The sequence below is a fragment of the Parageobacillus caldoxylosilyticus genome (assembly GCF_019272935.1).
Lineage (GTDB): Bacteria > Bacillota > Bacilli > Bacillales > Anoxybacillaceae > Saccharococcus > Saccharococcus caldoxylosilyticus.
On sequence record NZ_CP040553.1, the window covers coordinates 1,261,756 to 1,279,977 of the forward strand.

23 protein-coding genes and 1 riboswitch are annotated in these 18,222 nt (G+C 45.4%); of the genes, 14 read left to right on the top strand and 9 right to left on the bottom strand.

Annotation, left to right across the window (positions count from 1 at the left end; translation table 11 throughout):
- Position 1 precedes the first annotated feature (1 nt).
- Positions 2-790, bottom strand: coding sequence for a YfkD famly protein (locus BV455_RS06490; protein WP_042410846.1), 789 nt, complete (start codon positions 788-790; stop codon positions 2-4).
- Between the two features lie 184 nt (positions 791-974).
- A complete protein-coding gene (gene cax, locus BV455_RS06495; protein WP_042410848.1) occupies positions 975-2,027 on the bottom strand; it encodes a calcium/proton exchanger in 1,053 nt (350 codons plus the stop codon).
- 211 nt (positions 2,028-2,238) lie between these two features.
- Here cax and BV455_RS06500 point away from each other — a divergent pair, with 211 nt between their 5' ends.
- Both BV455_RS06500 and BV455_RS06505 read left to right on the top strand, forming a co-directional pair.
- A complete protein-coding gene (locus tag BV455_RS06500; protein WP_081160848.1) occupies positions 2,239-3,381 on the top strand; it encodes an MFS transporter in 1,143 nt (380 codons plus the stop codon).
- Positions 3,382-3,505: 124 nt separating this feature from the next.
- Positions 3,506-3,652 (top strand): BH0509 family protein, encoded by a 147-nt coding sequence (locus BV455_RS06505; protein ID WP_017436077.1) that lies wholly within the window; start codon positions 3,506-3,508, stop codon positions 3,650-3,652.
- A 359-nt stretch (positions 3,653-4,011) separates the two neighbouring features.
- On the opposite strand, the gene BV455_RS06510 is transcribed toward BV455_RS06505, so the two are convergent.
- From BV455_RS06510 to BV455_RS06520, 3 genes are read right to left on the bottom strand one after another with little or no spacing between them, the layout of a single operon-like run.
- Positions 4,012-4,845: a YihY/virulence factor BrkB family protein gene (locus tag BV455_RS06510; RefSeq protein WP_017436078.1), complete on the bottom strand. Its 834-nt coding sequence runs from the start codon at positions 4,843-4,845 to the stop codon at positions 4,012-4,014.
- An 18-nt stretch (positions 4,846-4,863) separates the two neighbouring features.
- The gene (locus BV455_RS06515) at positions 4,864-5,139 is read right to left on the bottom strand and encodes a hypothetical protein (protein ID WP_017436079.1); all 276 of its coding nucleotides are present in this window, start codon (positions 5,137-5,139) and stop codon (positions 4,864-4,866) included.
- On the bottom strand, positions 5,140-5,628 hold the full coding sequence (locus BV455_RS06520) for a low molecular weight protein-tyrosine-phosphatase (RefSeq protein WP_017436080.1): 489 nt from the start codon (positions 5,626-5,628) through the stop codon (positions 5,140-5,142).
- A gap of 104 nt (positions 5,629-5,732) precedes the next feature.
- Here BV455_RS06520 and BV455_RS06525 point away from each other — a divergent pair, with 104 nt between their 5' ends.
- The 10 genes from BV455_RS06525 to BV455_RS06570 all read left to right on the top strand — a co-directional run bounded on the left by BV455_RS06525 (position 5,733) and on the right by BV455_RS06570 (position 14,058).
- On the top strand, positions 5,733-5,957 hold the full coding sequence (locus tag BV455_RS06525; RefSeq protein WP_017436081.1) for a DUF1128 domain-containing protein: 225 nt from the start codon (positions 5,733-5,735) through the stop codon (positions 5,955-5,957).
- A 425-nt stretch (positions 5,958-6,382) separates the two neighbouring features.
- A riboswitch (SAM riboswitch) is annotated at positions 6,383-6,491 on the top strand.
- 125 nt (positions 6,492-6,616) lie between these two features.
- Positions 6,617-7,324 carry a phosphoadenylyl-sulfate reductase gene (locus tag BV455_RS06530; RefSeq protein WP_017436085.1) on the top strand — a complete coding sequence of 236 codons (708 nt, stop codon included), beginning with the start codon at positions 6,617-6,619 and terminating at the stop codon, positions 7,322-7,324.
- A 14-nt stretch (positions 7,325-7,338) separates the two neighbouring features.
- Complete coding sequence (locus tag BV455_RS06535; protein ID WP_218687866.1) at positions 7,339-8,412, top strand: inorganic phosphate transporter; 1,074 nt, start codon at positions 7,339-7,341, stop codon at positions 8,410-8,412.
- A 54-nt stretch (positions 8,413-8,466) separates the two neighbouring features.
- The gene (gene sat, locus BV455_RS06540) at positions 8,467-9,627 is read left to right on the top strand and encodes a sulfate adenylyltransferase (protein WP_218687867.1); all 1,161 of its coding nucleotides are present in this window, start codon (positions 8,467-8,469) and stop codon (positions 9,625-9,627) included.
- A gap of 13 nt (positions 9,628-9,640) precedes the next feature.
- Complete coding sequence (gene cysC / locus BV455_RS06545; protein ID WP_042410851.1) at positions 9,641-10,246, top strand: adenylyl-sulfate kinase; 606 nt, start codon at positions 9,641-9,643, stop codon at positions 10,244-10,246.
- 1 nt (position 10,247) lies between these two features.
- Positions 10,248-11,879 (top strand): nitrite/sulfite reductase, encoded by a 1,632-nt coding sequence (locus tag BV455_RS06550; protein WP_042410853.1) that lies wholly within the window; start codon positions 10,248-10,250, stop codon positions 11,877-11,879.
- 12 nt (positions 11,880-11,891) lie between these two features.
- Positions 11,892-12,110 (top strand): DUF3906 family protein, encoded by a 219-nt coding sequence (locus tag BV455_RS06555; RefSeq protein ID WP_017436090.1) that lies wholly within the window; start codon positions 11,892-11,894, stop codon positions 12,108-12,110.
- Positions 12,111-12,144: 34 nt separating this feature from the next.
- The gene (gene cobA, locus BV455_RS06560) at positions 12,145-12,924 is read left to right on the top strand and encodes a uroporphyrinogen-III C-methyltransferase (RefSeq protein WP_061580462.1); all 780 of its coding nucleotides are present in this window, start codon (positions 12,145-12,147) and stop codon (positions 12,922-12,924) included.
- An 11-nt stretch (positions 12,925-12,935) separates the two neighbouring features.
- On the top strand, positions 12,936-13,682 hold the full coding sequence (locus tag BV455_RS06565) for a sirohydrochlorin chelatase (RefSeq protein WP_017436092.1): 747 nt from the start codon (positions 12,936-12,938) through the stop codon (positions 13,680-13,682).
- Positions 13,683-13,785: 103 nt separating this feature from the next.
- A complete protein-coding gene (locus BV455_RS06570) occupies positions 13,786-14,058 on the top strand; it encodes an acylphosphatase (protein WP_017436093.1) in 273 nt (90 codons plus the stop codon).
- Positions 14,059-14,091: 33 nt separating this feature from the next.
- On the opposite strand, the gene BV455_RS06575 is transcribed toward BV455_RS06570, so the two are convergent.
- Positions 14,092-14,862, bottom strand: coding sequence for an arginase family protein (locus BV455_RS06575; RefSeq protein ID WP_061580461.1), 771 nt, complete (start codon positions 14,860-14,862; stop codon positions 14,092-14,094).
- Positions 14,863-15,026: 164 nt separating this feature from the next.
- Here BV455_RS06575 and BV455_RS06580 point away from each other — a divergent pair, with 164 nt between their 5' ends.
- A complete protein-coding gene (locus BV455_RS06580; RefSeq protein WP_017436095.1) occupies positions 15,027-15,371 on the top strand; it encodes a YojF family protein in 345 nt (114 codons plus the stop codon).
- A 22-nt stretch (positions 15,372-15,393) separates the two neighbouring features.
- Positions 15,394-16,050, top strand: coding sequence for a bacillithiol biosynthesis deacetylase BshB2 (gene bshB2 / locus BV455_RS06585; RefSeq protein WP_042410859.1), 657 nt, complete (start codon positions 15,394-15,396; stop codon positions 16,048-16,050).
- 52 nt (positions 16,051-16,102) lie between these two features.
- Here bshB2 and BV455_RS06590 read toward each other — a convergent pair whose 3' ends face one another.
- The 3 genes from BV455_RS06590 to BV455_RS06600 all read right to left on the bottom strand — a co-directional run bounded on the left by BV455_RS06590 (position 16,103) and on the right by BV455_RS06600 (position 18,201).
- Positions 16,103-16,897, bottom strand: a complete 795-nt coding sequence (locus BV455_RS06590; RefSeq protein ID WP_061580460.1) for a PhzF family phenazine biosynthesis protein — start codon at positions 16,895-16,897, stop codon at positions 16,103-16,105.
- A 1-nt stretch (position 16,898) separates the two neighbouring features.
- Positions 16,899-17,537 (bottom strand): NAD(P)-binding protein, encoded by a 639-nt coding sequence (locus BV455_RS06595; RefSeq protein ID WP_174407503.1) that lies wholly within the window; start codon positions 17,535-17,537, stop codon positions 16,899-16,901.
- A 61-nt stretch (positions 17,538-17,598) separates the two neighbouring features.
- Positions 17,599-18,201: a hypothetical protein gene (locus BV455_RS06600; RefSeq protein WP_081160837.1), complete on the bottom strand. Its 603-nt coding sequence runs from the start codon at positions 18,199-18,201 to the stop codon at positions 17,599-17,601.
- Positions 18,202-18,222: the final 21 nt, after the last annotated feature.

Below are 18,222 nucleotides of genomic sequence, written 5' to 3' on the forward strand. Positions count from 1 at the left end.
TTTATCTTGGCTGCTCGCTGACAATGTATGAAAAATAAAGGCGGTCTTGCACCGGAATCCAGGCGCCGACTCCGCGTGTCGTTACGTTTTTCACAACAATTTTCTTTTTATTTCCTTTCAGCACGATATACACTTCGCCATACGTCACTTTCCCTTTTTCATTGACAGCTGGTGCATATGCATACAAATAGCCGATCTTTTTTGCCGGCACTTGATACGGCTGATCTTTTTTTGTCCCAATCCCTACTACCGTACTAAACGCCAGCGGTAAGTTCGTCTTTTCCATCGCCTTATTTAGCATCATTTTTTGCACCGCTTCTTCGTTTGGAATTTGCGCCGTCAGCCCGCCGCGCACATGCTTTTGTGTTTCCTGTTTATAGTACAATTTTTGCGAAACATTCCCGCCACGGTTATCGAGAAAATTCGTATTAACTTTTTGATATTCCCAGTTCGTTGACGTTTCGAGCGACTGATAATTCAGCGGCCACTGTCCTAAATAAATCGTTGCCCGATATCCAAGTGCAAACGGAGTGCTCGAAACAGAAGATTCGTTAAGAAGATGAATCAATTCTGGATTTTCGATTTTTACGTTGGCTGAATCCAGGAGCTGCTTTGTGAATTTGCTTGGCTCTAAATGCGGCAAATCTTGCGTCGGGTTTGGGTACGTATTTTCTTTTGTAATATCCACCACCGTGCTCGGCTGCGCTTGTCTAGAAGCCGCATCGGCGGTAAAAGCCGTCATATACATCGTTAATACGCTAATAAAAAAGCAAATACTCCATTTTTTCATCCTATCGACTCCTTTCACCGCTATTTTCACCGTTATTTTCTTTCAAAAAAATAGTGTTTATCCGTATAGAAAAAAATTTATCATCTTTGTTCAGAATATTTTTTAATTCGCGATAAATCATTACGTTTATTGCCAGATAGAAAGAGGCTCTGCCGTCCAAGCAGAGCCTCTTTCTTATCCCTGACTACAACAAATAAAAACCGATGCCCATAATCGTGTAGGCGGCAAGCAGCGTTGCCCCTTCAAACCAGTTTGTATCCCCATCGTTGGACAGAACGATCGTCAACAATACCGATACCACCATGGCGATTAACTCTGGAAGCGAAAAAACAAGCGGCATCTTCTCTGGAAAAAGCAGTGAAACAAGCACCAGCACCGGCGCGACAAACATTGCGATTTGCAAGGTCGAGCCGACAGCGATTTCGACCGCGACGTTCATTTTGTTTTTGTATGCCATAATGACAGCAGAAGCATGTTCCGCCGCGTTGCCAACAATGGCGACAATGATAATCCCGATAAACAATTCGCTCCAGCCGAAAGATTCCGCCACCGTTTCAAACGTATGGACAAGCCGCTCGGATATGTATGCGACCGCAATCGTCGCCAGCGCCAAAATCAATATGGATTTTCCTTTCGTCCATTCCGGTTTCTCATGTTCCTCGATGATTTCGGATTTTTGCTGATACACGCCGCGATGCGTGACAAGCCTAAAGTATAAGGCAGCTAAATATAAAATAATCATAATGATCGAAATGCCGACGCTAAGCGCTAGCTTGTCCTGATCAGACATGTCCATTGTAAACACTTCAGGAATGACAAACGCCACCAAAATGGCAAACGTAAGCAGCCCCGCGTTATGACGGGCATCATACACGTTAAATTCCTGGCGCTTATACTTTAGGCCGCCAACAAAAAAGGACAACCCTGCGACTAATAACAAGTTGCCAAGCACCGATCCGGTGAGAGAAGCAAGCACCACTTCGACGAGCCCCGCCTTTAACGCAAAAATAGAAATAATCAGCTCTACCGCATTGCCAAACGTCGCGTTCAATAGCCCGCCGATGCGCGGGCCGGCTACAATCGCCAAACTTTCCGTAGCGCGCCCCATATAACTAGCGAGCGCAATGATTGTTAAACAGTATATGACAAACATCAACAACGCAGACCAATGAAAAACACTCCCGATCACAGATAAGGGAACACCGATCCACGCCATCCATGTAAATACTTTATTCATCTTTTCTTTTCCCGCCTTTCTCTTCTGAAGTTTTCTAGACAAATATCAGTCAAGCCGTGGAATGCGTATGAAAAAATAAACGGATTCATCTCCTATGAATGAGGCAGACCTTCCATATGTGTACAATCCCTATCCTTTTTGCTTGCCTTACGCTCCCATCCTATGTACCATGGATACGGATATCCAATGTTCGAAAACGAGGTATCATGCGATGCGCTTTTGGATTTTAATCACCATTGTTGCCATTTCCGGCCTTTCGCAAGGAATGCTGCTGCCATTGCTTTCGATGTTGCTTGAAAAGCAGGGGGTTTCCTCTTCTGTCAACGGCATGCACGCGGCGGCGCTGTACATTGGCGTTTTATTGATCTCGCCGTTTTTAGAAAAGCCTTTGCGCAAATATGGATATCGTCCCATGATTATCGTCGGTGGTTTTATTGTAATACTATCACTCGTCTTATTTCCAGCTTTTCCATCGTTTTTTCTTTGGTTTTTTCTGCGCCTTTGCATCGGAATTGGCGACCATATGCTTCATTTTGCCACGCAAACGTGGATTACTGATTTTTCGCCGCCAGACCGGCGCGGGCGCAATCTATCCTTATATGGATTATCTTTTGGCCTTGGTTTTTCAGCAGGCCCACTGCTGGCATCGCTTGCTTCTTGGCACGAATGGCTTCCTTTTTATGTATCATCGCTATTTAGTCTTGTCAGTTGGTGCGCCATCTTTTTCCTGCAAAACGAACAGCCAAAGGAATGGGCGCAATCCGATTCAACGAATGTTGCCCAGCGTTTGCTTCATGTTTGGAAATACGCATGGGTGGCGTTATTGCTTCCGCTCACTTACGGTTTTTTAGAAGCGACCATTCATACGATTTTCCCTGTTTATGCTTTACGCGAACATATTGGGCTAGACCAAGTCGCATTGGTTTTGCCCGCCTTCTCCTTTGGAGGGATTGCATTCCAGCTGCCGCTCGGGGTATTAAGCGACCGCTTCCCGCGGAAACAGGTTATTGCAGCTGCTCTGTTCATCGGCAGCGCCAGCTTTTTTAGCGCTTATCTGTTTCACCACTCCCTCATTGGGATTGCCATTTGCTTTTTTATTGCCGGTATGTTTGTTGGCTCTTTGTTTTCCCTTGGCATCGCCTATATGGCTGATTTGCTGCCGAAACAACTGCTTCCCGCCGGGAACTTGCTATGCGGCATGCTGTACAGCATTGGCAGCATGATCGGTCCGTTCGTGACCGGCCTGGCGATTCAGATCGGCACTAATCAAAGCTTTTTCTTTATGATGTTTACTCTTCTTTTTCTCCTTTTTCTTATTATGCTTCAAAAGCAGCAAAAGAAGCGGATTAATTAATCCGCTTCTTTTTTTATTTTTCAAAAAATTATTGACCTTTTTATTTATACTGTTATATAATAATGCCAACAAATAGATAATCTGTTTTAAAACAGAATAAATCATGAAGGGAGTTGCTTATTTTATGATTAGAGCAGAGCGGAAAAATATGATTGAATTTATCGAGAAAGTAAGAGGGATTACAAAAGAACAGCTTGCGTATATGACGGATGCGGAAATCGAGTATATTTACGAACTGTACTACTACAATCATGAAGAAATCGCTGAGTGAAAAAGAATCATTCGCTTGACCGCTTTATTTTTTAGTCTCACCCAGCTTCGTCCATCATCGAAACATCCTCGCCAAGAATCCCAAAACTTAGGACAAAAAGGTTCTCGCCTTCCCGAGAACCTTTTTTTTGCGCGCATCGCCAATTTTTCTATCGTCTCCCACAGATTAATGATATCCGTTTTGGCCGTTGGCACTGCCGCTTGTTTTATGTTTCGGCTTATTTTTTCCCTTTTGTTTTGTGCCGCCATCTTTTTTTGTATGTTTGGTCATAGCAATCCCCCTCTCATCCTCAGTAATCCCCCTTACAATTGTTACTATTTCCCCGCCGCTTCCGTTTATGAAAGGAAGTTTATGCATCATTAACGTTCGCGCCTTCTTCCTTCCCGCTCACAATCAAAAATCGCATTCATTTCGCCGCCTAATACAATAATCATTCCCGACAAATAAAACCAAATCATTAAAATAATGATTCCTCCAAGGCTTCCGTACATAGCAGTATAGTTAACAAAATTATTAACATAATAAGAAAACGCAAGCGATGTGATAATCCAGCCAATCGTCGCAAAGATAGCGCCGCGGATGACATTGGCGCAACGCAGCTTTTTATTGGGAGCAAAGTAATATAAAGCCGTAAAGACAATCAGCAAAATTAGCGAACTAATCACCCAGCGAAAGGCATTCCAAAGCGTTAAAAATTCTTTAGAGAAGCCGAATACGGAAAATAAAAACAGACCGATCATCTTGCCGAATACAGGCAATACCAAGGCGACAATGATGACAAAAATTAATCCGAAGGTAAGCAAAACAGACACGCCGCGGGCAAGCCAAAAGGGGCGGTTCTCTTCAACGCCGTACGCGCGGTTAAACGCGCGCACGATCGCATTCATTCCGTTTGATGCCGACCAAATGGCACCGACGATGCTAATCGACAGCAATTTTCCATTTTGATAATCCATAATGCGGTGAATGTTTGTCTCAATTAAATGAAGCGCTTCCTCCGGAGCATACTGACGGACCACGGAAAGCACGTCTTCATGCGGAATCGGCAAATAAGCAAGCAACGTCATTAAAAAAATCAGGAAAGGAAATAGAGAGAGAAGAAAATAATAAGCCAACTCCGCTGACAGCCGGGGCACCTCATCTTCATAAAACCTCCGCACCAATTCACGGATAAATGTTAAATTAATCAGCATTTACTGTTTCCCCCCTTGTCATTTTATTCGGGGACGATCATCCTCTTTCCAGTTATATAATTCTTTAACCAGTTGTATAACTTCCGGTGTTTTTTCCGCTATTTCCTTCAGTTTTTCCATGATAAATGCAGTATCTTCCGCCATTTCCTCTACGGACTGGCGCCACTGTTTCAACCTCATCGGCCAGGAAAGCCGCTCTTGTTTTGCTTCTTTTTTGCTCATCAAGAAGGAAAAAGCAGCGCCCAGCGCCGCCCCAACCATCATTCCCTTCCATATGTTTTTTCGTTCCTTCATTTATTCTCTCCCCTTCACTTCTAATTTTTTCTCTTTTATAATCGTCTCTAATAAATGTTCACATCCTTTTTGAATCAGCTCGTATACTTGTGCAAAATTCCCGGTATAATACGGATCCGGCACATCAGCCATCTCGCTGTCAGGAACAAAGTCAAGCAGCCGGCCGATAAACCCCGTTTTATTGTACCCGGCCAATCTCCGCAAATTTCCTACATTTTCTGCATCCATCGCAATAATGTAATCAAATGTCTGCAAGTCCCTTTGATCGATTTGCCGGGCGCGAATTCCGGAAAAATCAATATTATTTTTCTTTAATATGAGTTGGGTGCCTTCATGCGGCGGTTCGCCAACATGCCAATTTCCCGTTCCCGCTGAATCTACAGTAATTTTTCCTTCCAATCCCTTCTCCTTCACTAAATGCCGAAAAATCGCTTCCGCCATCGGCGAGCGACAGATATTCCCCAAACAGACAAACAACACTTTTACCATCGTTTCACCACTCCTCTCGACCTCATTATATACAAAAACAGTAGTACAATGTATTTCTTTCTGTGGTACAATACATATAACCTGGCAAAGGAGGGAGTAAAAAAATGGATTTGTCAAAAAAATCAACAGAAAATGTCGAGTATATGGTAGAAAAAATAAAAGCAAAGTTAAAAGTATTAAATTTAGACGCAATTAAACCTTCTCATTTTTCGGAAGAGTGGTATGATGAGTTGAAAGAAATATATGACATGGTAATGAAAAGAGAGACGTTCAGCCCGAGCGAAATGCAGGCGATTGCCGAAGAGCTGGGAAATTTGCGAAAGAAATGAAATTCCTTTTTCGTTTCTTTCCAATGTGGCAGGAAGCTTTATATCACGGCTTTTTCGCTTCGGTAATCGCGCTGACCAATGCCGGATTTGATATTGCCGGTTTGTCCCTCATTCCATGATTGCGATGCTTATGTTTATCGGCCACATCGGCATTTTATCCTTTCTTTTTCTCATCCTCGGCATAGAAATAAAAGAAACATACCATTCCCCAAAAGAACGCGTCACTGATCGGATCAACCAAGGTACAGCAAAGCACCTTGGTTTTTACATGTGAAAAACAGATCAACAAAGAAAGCTGATTCTTGATGCCCATAGCCAAAAAATAGTTCCTTTTTCCCTTTACAAAAAAATAAATTCCCATAGAAAAACTAGGATTGACTTCCGTGTGAATTGTGTTAAAATTTTAATCAATTACAATTACATAAAACTTATCAAGAGTGAGGGAGGGACTGGCCCGATGAACTCCGGCAACCTGCTTGGCCGAAAGCAAGGTGCTAATTCCAGCAAAATGGGTACCATTTTGGAAGATAAGGCGCTATCAGTGACCGGTTGGCTCTTCCAAAATGGGAGAGCGTTTTTTATCAGCGCTCGTTCTCTTTCTATTCCAATATAACCAATTAATCCACTTTATTTTCTTTGACTTCAAAGGAGGGAGAAAGATGCTCACTTATCAAACGTGGGAAACGGAAGAAAAACCGTCATTTCCTCACGATAATGAAACAAAAGGGGCGCTTGATGTCCTCGCTTGGGCATACCGCCAATATGAGAACAATATTGTGTATGCCTGCAGCTTCGGCATTGAAGGAATCGTGTTAATTGATTTAATTTCGCAAGTAAAGCCAGATGCGGAAATCGTATTTCTCGATACCGGTCTTCATTTTCGTGAAACATACGAGACAATCGAAAAGGTAAAAGAAAAATATCCTTCCCTCCGCATTGTAATGAAACAGCCAAGCTTATCCTTAGACGAACAGGCAAAACAATTCGGGGACGAATTATGGAAGCACCATCCAAATAAATGCTGTGAATTGCGGAAGGTGATTCCACTGCGCGAAGTATTGACCGGGGTAACCGCTTGGATTTCCGGCCTGCGCCGCGAACAATCGCCGACACGCAGCCACGTCCAATACATTAATAAAGATGACAAATTCCAATCGATCAAAATCTGCCCGCTCATTCATTGGACATGGAAAGACGTATGGAACTATGTATATAAATACGAGCTTCCGTACAATGTGCTTCATGATCAAGGTTATCCAAGCATCGGCTGCGAGCCATGCACAGCCCCTGCTCTCGATCCGAACGACTTGCGTTCCGGCCGCTGGGTCGGTCACAAAAAAACGGAATGCGGGCTTCATATCTCATAGGGAGAGACACGAATATGCTCCTTGTTGTTGCTTTTATCGTATCCTTTTTCTTTGCGATGAATATCGGTGCCAGCGGCGCCGCCGCCGCAATGGGAGTGGCGTACGGATCCGGCGCCATCAGGCGGAGATCAACTGCCCTTCTGCTTTGCGGATTAGGAGTGTTTCTTGGCAGCCTCGTCGGCGGCGAGGTCGTCAAAACGATCGGTTCCGGGATTATCCCGTCTTCCATCTTGACCATCAAAATTGTCGTGATCATTTTAACTGCCGCGACAATATCCTTATTCGCCGCCAATATCATGGGCATTCCGCTCTCTACGAGCGAAATTACGGTCGGTTCGGTTGTCGGCGTCGGCATTGCCTATCAAACCGTATATTTTCATAAATTGCTGTTTATTGTTTCCATATGGATCATTATCCCCATCATCGCCTTTGCATTTACGTTTTTCGTAGGAAAATGGTTTTTATCGCTAAAGCGAAAATATCCACAATTAGAACAAGGCAGATGGGGAAAAACGTTCGTCACGCTTTTAATTGTGACCGGCTTTTTTGAAGCTTTTTCGGCTGGAATGAACAATGTTGCCAATGCGGTCGGCCCACTTGTCGGCGCCGGATTAATTTCCGTTTCCCATGGAACGATATTCGGCGGCATATTCGTCGCCCTTGGCGCCATATTGCTTGGAAGACGCGTTTTAGAAACAAACGGAAAAAAAATCACGAACTTCTCTCCGTTTGAAGGCAGCGCGATTTCCGGCACCGGCGCAACACTCGTCATTCTTTCGTCCATTTTCGGGCTGCCCGTACCGTTAACCCAAATTACTACCTCTGCCATCATTGGCATCGGGACAGCAAAAAACGGCTTTTATATTTGGCAAAAGCGCATTGTCATTCAGCTATTAAAAGTTTGGTTTGTATCACCTATTTTTTCGCTAGTTATTTCGTACAGTCTCGTTAAACTGCTGCTTGACAGCGATCTTTATACAATCATCGCCATTTTCAGCGTTTGTCTCGCTACCCTTGGCATTATTAGCCTAAAGAAAACCATCGCCGAAGAACAGCGGTCCTTGCATGAAAGCGGCGGTGGCATTTAACCAACGATAAAACTTATTTTTCCGATAAAATAAATAAATTTAGGAGGTATCAACATGAGCTTAAGCATTCCACATGGCGGCACTTTAGTGAATCGTTGGAACCCTGACTATCCAGTAAATACCGTCACAAAAACGATTGAGTTGTCTAAGGCGGAATTAAGTGATTTAGAGCTAATCGGAACGGGAGCTTACAGCCCGCTTACCGGCTTTCTGACAAAAAACGATTATGATTCTGTTGTCGAAACCATGCGGCTCACTGATGGCACCGTATGGAGCATTCCGATTACCCTTGCTGTAACCGAAGAAAAGGCAAAAGAGCTTTCTGTCGGCGAAACGGCGAAACTCGTTTGCAACGGAGAAGTATATGGAGTCATTGACATTCAAGAAATCTATCAACCTGATAAAACAAAAGAAGCAGTTCTTGTCTACAAAACAGATGAACTCAAACATCCAGGCGTACAGAAACTATTTGAAAAGCCAAATGTGTACGTAGGCGGGCCAATTACATTAGTTAAACGGACCGACAAAGGTCGGTTTGCTCCGTTCTACTTTGATCCGGCGGAAACACGCAAGCGTTTTGCCGAGCTTGGCTGGAACACGGTGGTCGGCTTTCAAACGCGAAATCCTGTCCATCGCGCCCATGAATACATCCAAAAATGTGCGCTCGAAATTGTCGACGGTCTCTTTTTAAACCCGCTTGTCGGCGAAACGAAAGCGGATGACATCCCGGCGGACATCCGCATGGAAAGCTATCAAGTATTACTTGAAAACTATTATCCGCAAGACCGCGTATTTTTAGGAGTGTTCCAAGCAGCGATGCGCTATGCCGGACCGCGGGAAGCAATTTTCCATGCGATGGTGCGCAAAAACTTCGGCTGCACCCACTTCATTGTCGGCCGCGATCATGCCGGCGTCGGCAACTATTACGGCACGTATGATGCGCAAAAAATCTTCTTGAATTTCACTCCGGAAGAACTTGGCATTACGCCGCTGTTTTTCGAACATAGCTTTTATTGCACGAAATGCGAAGGCATGGCGTCAACGAAAACATGCCCGCATGATCCGAAATACCACGTTGTATTATCCGGCACAAAAGTACGGGAAATGCTGCGCAACGGACAAGTGCCGCCAAGCACGTTCAGCCGTCCGGAAGTCGCAGCGGTATTGATTAAAGGACTAAAGCAGCGCGAAGCTGTCACCTCATCTACACGTTAAAGGAGGAGCGAGATTGAGCACGAACATCGTTTGGCACCAAACAGCGGTTACAAAAGAAGACCGCCGCAAACGCAACGGGCATCACAGCTGCATTTTATGGTTTACCGGGCTTTCCGGCTCCGGTAAATCGACGATCGCCAATGCCGTGTCAAAAAAGTTATTTGACCTTGGCATTCAAAACTATGTATTAGACGGAGACAATATCCGCCATGGACTTAATAAGGATCTCGGCTTTTCCGCCGCAGACCGCACGGAAAATATTCGCCGCATCGGCGAAGTCGCCAAGCTGTTTGTCGACAGCGGCCAATTCGTCCTAACGGCATTTATTTCTCCTTTCGCGCAAGATCGCGAGCTTGTGCGCCGTTTAGTAGAAAAAGACGAGTTTATCGAAATTTATGTGAAATGCCCGCTAGAAGAGTGTGAGAGACGCGACCCAAAAGGGCTGTATAAAAAAGCGAGAAACGGCGAAATTCGCGATTTCACCGGCATCGATTCTCCGTATGAAGCGCCTGTCTCGCCGGAACTGACGATTGAAACCCATCGCTACACGATCGATGAATGCGCCAATCAAGTGATTGCTTACTTGTGCGATCGAAATTTTATCAAGGGGGAATCTTAAAATGGCGTATGAAAAAGTATGGGCAAATAACCCAAATTTAAACAAAGTGGAATTAAAAAAGCTCAAAAAAGACGGATTAAAAATTTTTGATGATATTCCTTATTATGCAAAACACGGATTCTCTTCTATCCCGCAAGAAGAATGGGATCTTTTCAAATGGGCGGGGCTTTACCTGCAGCGCCCTAGAGAAGCCGGCTATTTTATGATGCGCGTTTGCGTTCCTTCCGGGATTTTGAATAACGAGCAACTCGAGACGCTAGCGGGCATCGCCCGTGATTACGGACGTGGTTTGTTTGACATTACAACCCGTCAATCTGTTCAATTCCATTGGCTGCGAATTGAAAACATTCCTGATATTTTTGAACGCTTAAAGCGGGTGGGGCTATCTACCGCCGGTGCCTGTGGCGACATTACGCGCAATATCGTCGGCAACCCGCTTGCCGGCATCGATCCGGACGAACTGTTCGACACGAGAGAAATCGTCCGCGAAGTATATGAATTTTTCCAACGCAATGAAGATTTCTCCAACTTGCCGCGCAAATACAAAATTTCAATCAGCGCCAACGTCTATAACACGGTTAACGCGGAAATCCATTGCTTGTCGTTTACGCCGGCGAAAAAAGTAATCGACGGCAAAGAAGTTCTTGGATTCCATGTGAAAGTCGGCGGCGGTTTATCGTCTGCTCCATATCTTGCCCAAACGCTGGATGTGTTCGTGACGCCAGATCGCGTGAAAGACGTCGCTGTCGCCGTTACAACGATTTTCCGCGATTACGGCTATCGTGAAAAACGCCATCGCGCCCGCCTCAAATTCCTTGTCGCTGACTGGGGCGTCGATAAATTTAAAGAAAAATTAATTGAGCTCACAGGGCCTCTCCCATCGAAAGGTGAAGACGTACAAAAAGGTTGGAATCCTGGCTATTTCTACGGCGTCCATCGCCAAAAACAAGAAGGATTAAACTATATCGGCTTCAACGTTCCATTAGGCCGCTTAAGCGCGGATGAAGTATTCGAAATCGCAAGAATCGCCCGTCAATATGGCACCGGCGAAGTCCGTACTTGCAATTCGCAAAACTTAATTATTCCAAATATCCCAGATGAATACGTTGACGCTGTGTTGCAAGAAAAAGTGTTTGAACGGATTACTATCCGTCCGAAAACATTCACCGGTTATTCTGTTTCTTGCACCGGCACTGAATTTTGCAATTTGGCGCTCGTCGAGACGAAGGAACGGATGCGGCGCGTCGCTGAATATTTAGACGAACGTTTGGAACTGGACGTTCCAGTACGCATTCATATGGTTGGCTGTCCAAACTCATGCGGTCAACGGCAAATCGCTGATATCGGCCTACAAGGCATTAAAACGAAAACAAAAGACAGAGGCATGATCGAGGCGTTTGAAATTTACGTCGGCGGCACATTGCTCAACGGCGGAAAGTACAATCAAAACCAAAAATTAAAAGGAAAAATAGACGCGGAGCAAATTTCCGAAGTGCTTTTACATCTATTAACCTATTTCAAAGAAACAAAATTGCCGGGTGAAACGTTCTTAGCGTATTTAGACCGCGTCGGCATCGAAGCGCTGCAGGCGGAACTTGACCGCATTTTAGCGCAAGTCAGCACGGTGGCATAAAAGGTGGCTGCAATGTTTCTGTACCGGTTTGAAGTAACAACGAAAACAGAAGTCATTTATGTCGTCATCGCCGCCACCGATGATGAACAAGCGTTTCGCCTTGTTGAAGTAGAATTAGAAAAACATTTTTTAAAAGTTCCTGATTATACGGATATTTCTCTACATGAAAAAAAACCGATTCGCCGCGGTGGCGGGTTCGTTGTCTACAGCGAACCCCGCCATTCTTCCTGAAAACAAAGCAAATGGAGAAAGGGCTGAAACAAAGATGGGAAAAGTGTACCTTGTCGGCGCGGGTCCCGGCGACCCTGAGCTGATTACCGTTAAAGGGCTGAAATGCATCCAGCAAGCCGATGTCATTTTATATGACCGCCTCATTAATGAGGAACTGCTGTCCTATGCTAAAAAGGATGCAGAGCTCATCTTTTGCGGCAAATTGCCGGGCTATCATACGATGCAGCAAGAAACGATTAATCATTTCCTTGTTCGGCACGCCAAAAAAGGAAAGACGGTCGTCCGTTTAAAAGGCGGTGATCCGTTTGTGTTCGGCCGCGGCGGTGAAGAAGCGGAAGCGCTGGTCAAGCATGGCATCGAGTTTGAAATCGTTCCTGGCATTACCTCGGGAATCGCCGCTGCTGCTTACGCCGGCATTCCGGTCACCCATCGCGATTTCAGCTCTAGCGTTGCTTTCATCACCGGCCATAAGCGGAAAGGAAGCGAAGAAGAAATCAAATGGGAAACCCTTGCAAAAGGCATTGATACGCTTGCCATTTACATGGGCATTAGCAATCTCCCGTATATTTGCAACCAGCTGATGAAATACGGAAAATCTCCTTCCACGCCTGTGGCCGCTATTCAATGGGGAACGACTGTAGATCAGCGGACGGTAACGGCTACTTTAGCGACGATTGCCAATGTCGTCGCTAAAGAAAAAATCGAAAACCCAAGCATGATCATCATTGGGGACGTCGTGAAACTGCGGGCAAACATTCAATGGTTTGAACAGCTGCTTGCCAAACAAAGCGCGGCCGCCAATACGGCGTTGTAACGAGGGGAAAGATGGAAGCGGTATTGTATGTTTCTCACGGCAGCCGCGTCCCCCGGGCGCGGCAGGAGGCGGCTGCGTTCGTCGAAAAATGCAAAAGAAGTATCGACGTCCCCATTCAGGAACTTTGTTTTCTTGAACTGGTTGAGCCGGATATCATCACCGGAATTGATATTTGCGTGCAAAAAGGAGCAACCCGCATCATTGTTCTCCCGCTCCTGCTTTTATCTGCCGGACACGCTAAACACGATATCCCGGAGGCGCTCCGCCAAGCGAAACAGCGTCATCCCCATGTGGAAATCGTATGTGGGAAACCGTTCGGCGTCCATGAAACGATGATTGACATCGTCATCGCCCGAATCCATGAACAAGGGGTACCATTAGACGGCAAATCAATGATTCTCCTCATCGGAAGAGGCAGCAGCGATCCGGATACAAAGCGCGATATCGAGAAAATCGCCAAACGTCTGCAGTCAAAAACAGACGTTCCGTGTGTGGATGTCTGCTTTTTAGCCGCCATCCGTCCAACGCTGGAAGAAGGTTTGGATAAGGCAAGCCGTTCATCTTATAAAAACATCTTTGTCGTTCCTTACTTATTATTTACCGGCGTATTAATGAAAACGATTGAACGAAAACTACACTCTTTTCAGTCGCCGCATCAGCAATGGATTTTATGTCATTATCTAGGATACCATCCTTTTTTGCAACAGCTGGTCAAAAAAAACATCGAAACATTATTGCGCGCTGCGAAGGGAGCCTAATCTCCACTTAGGCTCCTTTTTTCTTCTCTCCGATTGCATACACAAAATCCCTTGTCTATTGTATGATGAGAATAGAAACATAGTTGGCAAGGAGAGAGAATAGATGAAGCGTTTTCATCTTATCGTTCACGGACGCGTTCAGGGCGTCGGGTTCCGCTATTTTACACAGTATGAGGCGCTAAAGCGGCAGCTGACCGGCTGGGTCAGAAATAATGACGATGGCACAGTGGAAATGGAAGTTCAAGGAAATAAAGAAGCAATTCAGCTATTTATGGACACCATCCGTGAAGGAACGATGTTTGCCAAAGTAACAGAGATGTCCGTGCAGGAAGTAGCGGTGAATCCAAAAGAAAAACAATTTCGCATTATATATTAAAGGGCTGCCAATAAAGACAGCCTCTTTCTTCTATTACGCCAGAAGCGGGTGCGTCGATGCATAGTGAAAACACGTTTCCATAATTAAGAGATTGGCATGCTCATTTTTCCGATTGGCTTCCCGGCAAGTAGGATGGAAGATATCAATGGAAGCTTGCGGGTATTCACCGCATACATCCACGCCGACAACCTTTTTATGGAGTAATAAATGGCGTAAACAAGCAAGCAAAAACGATAACGGCATCGTCCCTTGATTCCAGTTTGTTACCGCATCATCGCGGCGAAGCACATCTTTATCGATACTAATATATACACTGTGAGTTGGAATGATGGAAAAAAGCATACTTGGAGAAACATTGTAACGATCCAGCGAGAAGACAGTAATGTTAGGAGATAGACGAAGATGCTGTGGTGAAGATTTTGGACCGATCATAACGACCTTTTTTAAATAAGGATGCTTTAGCGCATATGATACCCATGAACCACAGGAAATAACAGGATCATCCCCGCTTCCAACATCGGTATGATGATCGAAAAGTACAAGAGTAAAAGGTTCTTTGATTTCTTGAAGAAGCAAATAAGAAACATAATGATAGTTTCCGTTGCCGATGAACACCGCTCCTTTTTGGCGGCGAAGGCGCAGCCGTTTTTCGATTTCCTGCAAGGACTCCGGCTCACAATACAAGTTCGTATGGGCTAAATCAGTGAAATCAATCCATTCATGCGGAAAGCGAAACAGCTGTTTTTGCGACGGGTACGTATGATCAAAATTTAAAAATGTTATACCATTCCCTTGAAAACTCATCAATACCACCTCTTTTTCATATTGGTGCGTATTTCTCTATTGATGAGTCTTAGATGCGTATTCTTTTTTATTATAATAAAAAATTTTGTAAAACGAAATATTTCCGTTCTTTCGCTTGTTTCAGGTAAAATAGTAAAAAATGAACGACTAGGGAGGAGATTGGCTTGCAACCCATTGACGTTCGCGAAGTGCAAGCAGCCATCAGCCGCTTTGCCAACCAAGACGTATATATTCATTTAGAAACAACGAACGGTGCGTACGCCTCCCATCACAACGAAGGATTTTTTTCTGCCGGAGCCTACATCCGTAACGCGCTGATTCGTTTCAGCCGCGGCAGAATCACAGGAAACGGACCGTACCGCGTCGGTCTGAAATTAGATTTTGGCTGGGTTTATGCGGAAGGATTAACCCATTGGGAAATAACCGAGAAAGGGCAGCTGCTATTAGCCGGCCATGATTACGAAGGAAGATTGGCGGTTGCCCTGCAGCTGAGCCACGAGCCGTTTTAATGCATGGAGGGAGGGCTGAAGCATGAAGGAAAAACACGTACTCGTTGTATTTCCTCACCCTGACGATGAAGCGTTTGGAGTGTCAGGAACGTTGGCACAGCACATCGAAAACGGAACGCCTGTCACCTATGCCTGTTTAACGCTCGGCGAAATGGGACGAAACATGGGGGCGCCGCCGTTTGCGAACCGCGAAACGCTGCCGCTGATCCGCAAAAAAGAATTGGAAGAAGCATGTAAAGTGATTGGCATTCATGACTTGCGGCTGCTCGGTTACCGCGATAAAACGGTGGAATTTGAAGATGAAGAATTGCTCGCCGACCGCATCGGCGAAATTGTCGCTGAAACAAACCCATCGCTTGTCATTACGTTTTACCCAGGCTACAGCGTCCATCCGGATCATGACGCATGCGGCGCTGCCGTCATTCGCGCTCTCAAGCGCCTGCCAAAAGATAAGCGTCCGACCGTTCACTGCGTCGCGTTCGCGAAAAACTGTGAGCAAGACTTAGGCAAGCCAGATGTCATTCGCGATGTCAGCCCGGTCATCGAGAAAAAACTTGCTGCCATCCAAGCGCACCGCTCGCAAACGGAAGGATTGATGAAAGCGGCGAAAAAACGTGGCGGCGACGCGTTAGAGTGGCTGAAGACCGAGCGGTTTTGGACGTATAAATGGGAGGATTGAACCAACGAGCAACTTTCTCCATAGAGGGAAGGTTGCTTGTTCCATATTTCTATCAGTCTACTAACTCACCTTTCCATACGGCTACTGCTTGTCCAGACAGTCCCACCCTATCATGATTTACTTTGACTTTGACTACTCCTCCTCTTTTCGACGCCTGATAAGCTATAAGCAATGATTTTCCTAACTTTGTCTCCCAATAAGGCCCCAAGCAGCAATGCGCCGAACCGGTGACGGGATCCTCCGGGACGCCAATCGCAGGGAAAAAGCAGCGGGAAAAAAAATCAAATTTCTCCGTTGAGGACCGGCTTGTGACAATAACCCCGCGTGTTTTGACTTGCTGTAATAAGGTGAAGTTCGGCTGCAATTCCCTCAGCTGTTGTTCTGACTCTATTTCAATGAGGTAGTCAAACCGATTTCTTCCAACAAACAGCGGCTCCACTCCAAGCGCTTCGACTAGTTCATCTGGATAGGCAGCAATCGGTGCCGGCGGCTCGCTCGGAAAATCCATCTGTATCCACTCACCATCTTTGCGGGTTGTCAAAATGCCGCTTTTCGTATAAAACGAAATCATCTCATCAGGATCGACCTTCCCGAGTTCCCACAATATATGTGCGCTCGCTAATGTCGCATGGCCGCATAAATCCACCTCTGCATTTGGAGTAAACCAACGCAGCAAGTATCCATTTTTATGCGGGGACAGAAACGCCGTCTCTGATAAATTCATTTCCGCCGCTACCTTTTGCATCCATTCTTCTGACATTGGGGCAGAAAGAAGACAAACAGCAGCCGGATTTCCGCTGAATCGCTCGTTCGTAAACGCATCTACGACATAGATTGGTATCGTCATCCTACTCTTCCTTTCGCCTAATTTCCTCTTTCATAGCATTCTCTAGCAGCTGTTCAAACTCCTCCTCCCAATTTCCCCTCTTGCAAAATGATTCATCAGCAATTGCTTTAAATAACGCTTTCCTTTTTTGTTCATCGCGCACATGCCGTAAAATCCATTGCCGGCATTCGTAAAGAAAATCGATATACCGCCCGTAGTCATCATCGTACAGTTCCTCAAGCCGGCGGCGGATTTGCTGCGCGATGGTCGGGCTTGCGCCGCCTGTCGAAATCGCAATCGTCAATCTGCCGCGCCTTACGACCGCAGGAACATGAAAATTGGACCGTTCCGGGTCATCGGCAATGTTGATAAGCTGATAAGGCTTCGCCGCTTTCGCCACCGCTTCGTTCACAGCCCGATTGTTCGTTGCGGCAATCACGATCCACGCTTCTTTCATATCATCAGGAGAAAACGTTTTTTGCCGCCAAATCAGTTTTTTATCTGCGACTAACTGTTCAATCCCCGTTGTAATCGTGGGGGCCACTACCGTAATTTTTGCCTTTGCTTCCAGCAAGCCGTAAATTTTCCGTTCCGCCACCTTTCCTCCGCCGACGACGAGAACGCTTTGATTTGCGACATTCAGCATAATTGGATATCCCATACCATTTTCCCCTTTACAAAAAACGGCCGTGTAGAAATCCACGGCCTTTTTCTTCATTATATTATCTTTGCGTCGCTTCTTGAATCCATTCTGCAAACCGTTCATTTTCTTTTTTCATATGCTTTAGCCATTGCGGAAGCAACTCAGCAAGCGCTTCTTTATCATTTTCTTTCATCGCCTCATATGTTTTATGATGAAGCTCGCGCAGTTTTTGCTTTTCTTCTTTGGACATCCATTTTTTCTTCTTGTATAATTGTTTCAACCCTTGCTTAAATTGTTCTTTCGTTATTTCTTTGTTTGCGAGGCGGTCAATCAGCCGATCGAGCGCTTGCTCTCGCTTTTGCTTCATCTCTTTGCATTTTGTTTTCAACGCTTTTTTCACTTGTTCATCTTGCAGTTTTGCCCGCAATTGTTTGCGCTCATTCAGAACTTTTTTCCATTCATCGGCTTGGTCTGGCGTATATTGTTTGACTATTCCCATCCATTTTTGTTCATCGAGTTCTCCGTGCTTGAACATATGTCCGGCAAATGAATGTTCCATCGCGTGGTTAGCTTTGACAATACTGCCTTGTTGCACCGAGTTGGAATCCGGATTGGCGGCCAGCACTCCTGCCGGGATGGTCAGCATCAAAACAGTTAGGAAAGAAATCCACGTTTTTTTCATCTGACTCACACTCTCCTTTTT